The organism is Terriglobales bacterium (assembly GCA_035764005.1).
In the GTDB taxonomy this organism is placed as follows: domain Bacteria; phylum Acidobacteriota; class Terriglobia; order Terriglobales; family Acidobacteriaceae; genus Gp1-AA112.
In genome coordinates, this window is the sequence record DASTZZ010000088.1 from 1 (window position 1) to 5,298 (window position 5,298).

At 55.8% G+C, this 5,298-nt stretch carries 8 protein-coding genes and 1 tRNA gene; 2 read left to right on the forward strand and 7 right to left on the reverse strand.

The annotated features are described in order from the left end of the window. A partial coding sequence (locus tag VFU50_14425; protein HEU5234057.1) for an abhydrolase domain-containing 18 occupies positions 1-871 on the forward strand: 871 nt, incomplete at its 5' end. 52 nt (positions 872-923) lie between these two features. Further along, a complete protein-coding gene (ruvA, locus tag VFU50_14430) occupies positions 924-1,511 on the forward strand; it encodes a Holliday junction branch migration protein RuvA (protein ID HEU5234058.1) in 588 nt (195 codons plus the stop codon). A 24-nt stretch (positions 1,512-1,535) separates the two neighbouring features. On the opposite strand, the gene VFU50_14435 is transcribed toward ruvA, so the two are convergent. The 7 genes from VFU50_14435 to VFU50_14465 form a co-directional block, all read right to left on the reverse strand. Continuing rightward, on the reverse strand, positions 1,536-1,928 hold the full coding sequence (locus VFU50_14435; protein ID HEU5234059.1) for a PIN domain-containing protein: 393 nt from the start codon (positions 1,926-1,928) through the stop codon (positions 1,536-1,538). Between the two features lie 11 nt (positions 1,929-1,939). Further along, positions 1,940-2,212: a type II toxin-antitoxin system VapB family antitoxin gene (gene vapB / locus VFU50_14440; protein ID HEU5234060.1), complete on the reverse strand. Its 273-nt coding sequence runs from the start codon at positions 2,210-2,212 to the stop codon at positions 1,940-1,942. A 53-nt stretch (positions 2,213-2,265) separates the two neighbouring features. Beyond that, a tRNA-Ser gene (locus tag VFU50_14445) sits at positions 2,266-2,355 on the reverse strand. A 61-nt stretch (positions 2,356-2,416) separates the two neighbouring features. Further along, entirely contained in the window at positions 2,417-2,875 is a 459-nt protein-coding gene (gene tadA, locus VFU50_14450; protein ID HEU5234061.1) for a tRNA adenosine(34) deaminase TadA, read from the reverse strand. Between the two features lie 137 nt (positions 2,876-3,012). Next, positions 3,013-4,083 carry an AI-2E family transporter gene (locus VFU50_14455; GenBank protein ID HEU5234062.1) on the reverse strand — a complete coding sequence of 357 codons (1,071 nt, stop codon included), beginning with the start codon at positions 4,081-4,083 and terminating at the stop codon, positions 3,013-3,015. Positions 4,084-4,275: 192 nt separating this feature from the next. After that, the gene (locus VFU50_14460; GenBank protein ID HEU5234063.1) at positions 4,276-4,989 is read right to left on the reverse strand and encodes a hypothetical protein; all 714 of its coding nucleotides are present in this window, start codon (positions 4,987-4,989) and stop codon (positions 4,276-4,278) included. After that, positions 4,986-5,298 (reverse strand): shikimate kinase (locus VFU50_14465; protein HEU5234064.1); only part of this gene is annotated, 313 nt, incomplete at its 5' end. The genes VFU50_14465 and VFU50_14460, both read right to left, overlap by 4 nt.

Genomic DNA, 5,298 nt, shown 5'->3' on the forward strand with positions numbered 1-5,298 from the left:
GCAGCTCGAAAAGCTGGAAAAGATGGCGCGAACCGGCAAGCTGAAGCCGGCGAAGTTCTTGCGCTTCACTTCCCCGGTGCGAACTCCGTATGCGGAGAATGACATCGTAAACGCGCGCTGGTTTCCTGCATTCGATCGCGAGGGCCGACCGAGCAAGAAAGCTGTGATCGTCCTCCCACAGTGGAATGCGGATGCATTCAGCCACAACGCGCTCTGCGCGGTGATGAACCGTTATGGAGTCTCGGCGCTGCGCCTGAGTAAGCCTTATCACGATATTCGCCGTCCGGCGGAGATCGAACGCAGTGATTATGCGGTTTCTGCAAATATTGGAAGAACGCTCGATTCCTGCCGTCAGGGCGTGATCGACATTCGCTGTTGTCTCGACTGGCTCGAGTCGCAGGGGTGTGAACGATTTGGCATTCTGGGAACGAGCCTGGGATCTTGCTACGCGTTTATCGCCAGCGCGCATGATGCGCGTCTCGAAGTAAACGCCTTCAATCACGCTTCCACTTACTTCGGCGATGTGGTCTGGACGGGGCAGTCGACCCGTCATATCCGCGCTGCGCTTGAAGACGTGATGGACATGGAGCGTCTGCGGGAATTATGGCTGGCCATCAGCCCAATCGCCTACATGCGCAAGTTCGCTGCCCATCGCAAGAAGGTTCTCGTCATTTACGCCAAATACGATCTCACGTTCTTGCGCGATCTCTCTGAAGAAGTCGTGCGGCTGTTCCGGGAAAATGAGATCGACTTCAAAGCAGTCGCTCTACCCTGCGGGCACTATACGGTCGGCGAGATCCCTTTCAAATTCTTTGATGGCTGGCATCTGGGCTGGTTTATATACTCGGCATTCAAGCAATTGGGCGCCTGAGTTGCGCCAAGAGCGCCTGTAAAACCGAGTCCACATTTACAATTCCGCGCAGATGATTGCTCACCTTCGTGGACGTCTTCTCGAAAAACATCCCTCGCACCTGATCCTGGAAGCCGCCGGTGTGGGATATGAAGTCGCAATAAGCATCCCAAGCTTCTCCGGACTTCCCGCAGAAGGAGCCGAGGTATCGCTCTACATCCACACACACGTGCGCGAAGATGTGTTGGCCCTCTACGGGTTCCTGCGTCGCGAAGAAAAACAGCTCTTTGAACGCCTCATCGGCGTAAGCGGGATCGGTCCGAAGCTGGCCATGACGGTGCTGAGCGGAATCGCTCCTGATGCTCTCGTCTCCGCTCTGCGCGGCAACGATCTCACAGCACTCACGCGAATTCCCGGTGTAGGAAAAAAGACAGCCGAGCGCATGGTGCTCGAACTGCGCGACAAGCTGGAAGGACTCACCGCCGCACCGGCTCCTGCTCCGGCCAGCCGCATGGAAGAAGACGTGATTTCGGCGCTGGTGAATCTGGGCTATCAGCGCTCATTGGCAGAAGCGGCCGCGAAGAAAGCCATTTCGAAGATTGGCGCTCGCGGGGGTTTCGAAGAAGCGTTTCGCGAAACCATGGGCCTGATGCAAAAGTAAGCTCAGCATATTGGTTGAACGCAGTTAGACCGCCCAGTTTTCAAGTGCCAAATCACGCACGCGTGAAAATTCTCGAATATTGTTCGTAATGAGCGTTAGTCCAAGGCTCCTGGCGTGTGCAGCAATGAACAGATCGTTTCCTCCTATCATGGCCCCGCGACTCTTTAGATCAGCGCGAATTTTTGCATAGTGGTCAGCTGCTTCATCGGGGAAATTCAGCACTTCGACGTAATTGAGAAAAGCTTTGAGCGCCGCCTGGTCTTGCGCTCGTCGTAGAGATACCTCAACGCCATATAAGAGTTCCGATTTCGTGATCACTGAAATGCAGACGTCATTTACAGCCACAGTTCGCAGTTTCTTAAGCAACTGCTCGTTCGCGCGCTTCATAACGTAGGAACTGATGTCTGTATCCAGCATGTACTGGGGCATTACGAATCACGGTCCTGTACCGGCAGGTCTTCGACATTTTCCATAAACGAGTCAGACGCCACTGGCCCCGAAGCAAAGTAGGAGGACCAATCCAACGGGCGAGGCGATAGAACGATATCGCTTCCTTGCTTCCGTATGAATACCTCAGAGACTTTGAATTGGAACTCCTTGGGTAGACGAACAGCCTGACTGCGGTTGTTCATGAAGATTTTGGCTTTCCGTTGGGAAGAGGCGACTTCTGACGGAGGTCGTTTTCTCTTTGGCATATACATAAGTATATGCCAAAGCAGAATAAACGCTAGTGACGAGAGGAACAAACAAACGATGGCGGAGAGGGAGGGATTCGAACCCCCGATACCCTTTCAGGTATGGCCGCTTTCGAGGCGGCTCGTTTCAACCGCTCACGCACCTCTCCGCGTCACATTGCGGGCCTTGAGCGGCCTTTCCCATTCTACCAGCGAGAATACCCGGATCGATCAATTCCCGACCCGCTTCGCGCGAAAGAAGTCGCGCAAAAGCTGCGAACATTGTTCGCCCAGCACTCCTCCCGTGACTTCCATCTGATGATTGAGCTGAGGATGATTCAGGACATTCATCACTGAATCGACCGCCCCAGCTTTTGGGTCGGCTGCGCCGTACACCAGTCGCTTCAGACGGGCGTGTACCATCGCGCCTGCGCACATCGCGCAAGGCTCAATGATCACGTAAATCTCACAGCCCTCGAGACGATGGTTCCGGAGCTTGGCTCCCGCTGCTCGCAACGCGACGATCTCGGCGTGTGCTGACGGGTCGTTATCACGCAGGTTTCGGTTCTGCCCGGTTGCGACTAGCTCCCCTGCCTTCACGATCACACACCCGACGGGCACCTCGCCTGCGGACTGTGCGTCAGCGGCTTCGGCGAGGGCGCGTTCCATCCATATCTCATCTGGCGACATGTGGAGAATTGTAGGGCAGCAGGGAATCGGACCGACGCGAGCCCTCGCGCGCGTTTTTCGTTCTTCTCCTAACGCGAACAGATGAGACCAGCGCAGGCGACGAGGCGCGACTTGTGTCCGCTTGAGACCTAACGTTCTTAGAATTCGTGGCTGGTGGTCGTGTGCTCGAAATCGTGCTCAGCATTGATCACCATGCCATGCTTCTGCACGAGATATTCGTCGACTAAGACGGCAACGAGCGCAGCAGTCGGCACGGCAACCAGCGCTCCGAGAATCCCTGCCAATGCGCCTCCGATCATCAATGCGCAAATAACTCCCAAAGGCGGCAGGTCTACGGTGGTCTTCATGATGCGCGGAGCCAGATAGGCGTTTTCGAGCTGGTAGTAAATCGCGTAGAAGATCAGGACGCCCAGCAGCTTGTGCCAGGAGTCGAATGACGCTACAAGGCTTGCAAGAGCCAGTGAACTAAGGGCTCCCACAACGGGAACGATGTTGGCCAGCGCCGCATAAGCCGCGAGGACGTAGAAGTAACGCATGTGCATCGTCCAAAACGCCGCCAGACTGCATACACCGATGCTGATCATCAGAATTCCCTGGCCGAGTAGCCAATGGCGGAGGCGATCTTCAGCGCGGAGCAGCGTGCGGGAGAGCCGCTCGCGCTGGTCGATGGGGAGAAGCGAAATCGACCAGGCAAACACGCGCTCGCCGTCAATGATGAAATATGACGTCAATACAATCCCGGTGAACAGACCGAAGATGCTGCCCGCGAGTCCGGTAAAGAATCCAAAAGCGCCGCCTGAAGCCGCCGCGATGTAGTCGTCCAACTTCGTCATGTCCACGCCTTCGAGGAAAGGCACGGAACGCGCTTTGTTCGTGAGCTCGATCAGACGCTTGGGCCACTCCGTTGCCATCGATCGAGCATCGTGGAAGATCGGGGGCAAGGCGAAGATCAGAAATAGAGTCAGGAGCGTGGCCAGTCCAACAATGAGTATCAGCAGTGCGATCCCGTGATTTGGACGCCACTTCCCAATATGAATTCCTGCAATAAGCTGGATGACCGGCGACAGGACGACTGCGAAAAGCGCGCTGACGTAAATAATGAGCAGCACATGCCGCACCACGTAAGCAGCGTAGAGTCCGCCCAGTACCGCCAAGGTAAAGAGGATGTCGGCACGGCGACGCGGCGCGGGAGTGAGGAGGGCGGGCATAATGCAGGTTACAGGGAACAGGTTACAGGGAACAGGAAACCTGCGGCAGTCGACAGAAAGGAATCAAAAACTTTGAGAGCGCACAGGACAAGAAAACGTTCTTTGTTGAGTTTTGCTCGCACTGCTTCACCTTGGCGTTACCCGTTGTATTACGCCTGTAACCTGTCCCCTGTTCCCTGTCCCCCGATTCCCTCAGTCTCGCACAACTTCAAGACCGGACGCTGAACCTACGATGCGAACCATCTTCTCCTGATTATCGAGAAATACGATCCAGTCGCTATCTTCCGTGTGAAGATTAAACGCGCTGCATTCGACCTGTTTCCCTTTTAGCGAGATCTTCTCTCGATCTTTGAAGTCGATCGTCACCTTCTCGGCCAGGTGCTGGGTCGGCACCAGAACTCCAAACTGCTGCGGCGCTGTGCTGCACTTCAGGCCCTCAGGTTTGGAAGTGCAGCCTGCAGCTAAGTATCTCCACATCAGGATCTCGCGATGAAGAAAAAAGTTATCGTCGAGAATCGGAGTGGAATGCGGCATTAGATGCGGCACGCTGAAGGTCTTCTGGTTGGGTCCGGCGTTTATGGTCTCGCTCAGGAACTCGTCTTTTGGAACAACGGTCACCTGTTCTTTTCGCGGCTGAAGCTGTTCCCAGCCATAGTGGATGATGTTTCCCTGGGGAGTCAGCTCCATTTCAGAACGCTGCGTCGCTCCGTCCTGAGCTTTGAGTTCGGACTTGGCAATGCTGCCTTCCGGATTCTGCTCGATCTTAAAGGTCTCAGTAGCTACACGAGCCCCATTTAAATACACACCAAAACTTCCGGCATCGATGATCTGCCCGCTCGGGGCCTTGGCCGCCACGGCGCATGAGGCCACAAAGATGATGACCACGGTGGCGAAGCGAAATTTCATTGGACCTCCTGGTCTCTGGGATTCAACTGCCATGTTGCTGCGATCTCCTGAGCCACTTCGAGCGGCGTCTTGCCATCCGTATGCACTGCCAAATCGGCAGTGTGGTAGTACGGCAGGCGCTCCTCGTAGAGCAGCGTTACCCGATCGCGATCTTGCAGCAGAGGACGGGAGCCGGGAGCGGAAGCGCAACGATGCAGCGCCTCTTCGAGGCCAACGTCCAGATGCACCACGGAGGCGGAATTGTCGCGGAGAATCTGCCGGATCGTTTCCTGCACGAAGGCGCCGCCACCCAGAGCGATGACGGCCGGC

Excerpts from the sequence above, each read along its gene's own strand:
- ruvA (HEU5234058.1), top strand. The coding sequence starts at position 924 with ATGATTGCTCACCTTCGTGGACGTCTTCTCGAAAAACATCCCTCGCAC.
- VFU50_14455 (HEU5234062.1), bottom strand. The coding sequence starts at position 4,083 with ATGCCCGCCCTCCTCACTCCCGCGCCGCGTCGCCGTGCCGACATCCTC.
- VFU50_14435 (HEU5234059.1), bottom strand. The coding sequence starts at position 1,928 with ATGCTGGATACAGACATCAGTTCCTACGTTATGAAGCGCGCGAACGAG.
- VFU50_14460 (HEU5234063.1), bottom strand. The coding sequence starts at position 4,989 with ATGAAATTTCGCTTCGCCACCGTGGTCATCATCTTTGTGGCCTCATGC.
- vapB (HEU5234060.1), bottom strand. The coding sequence starts at position 2,212 with ATGTATATGCCAAAGAGAAAACGACCTCCGTCAGAAGTCGCCTCTTCC.
- tadA (HEU5234061.1), bottom strand. The coding sequence starts at position 2,875 with ATGTCGCCAGATGAGATATGGATGGAACGCGCCCTCGCCGAAGCCGCT.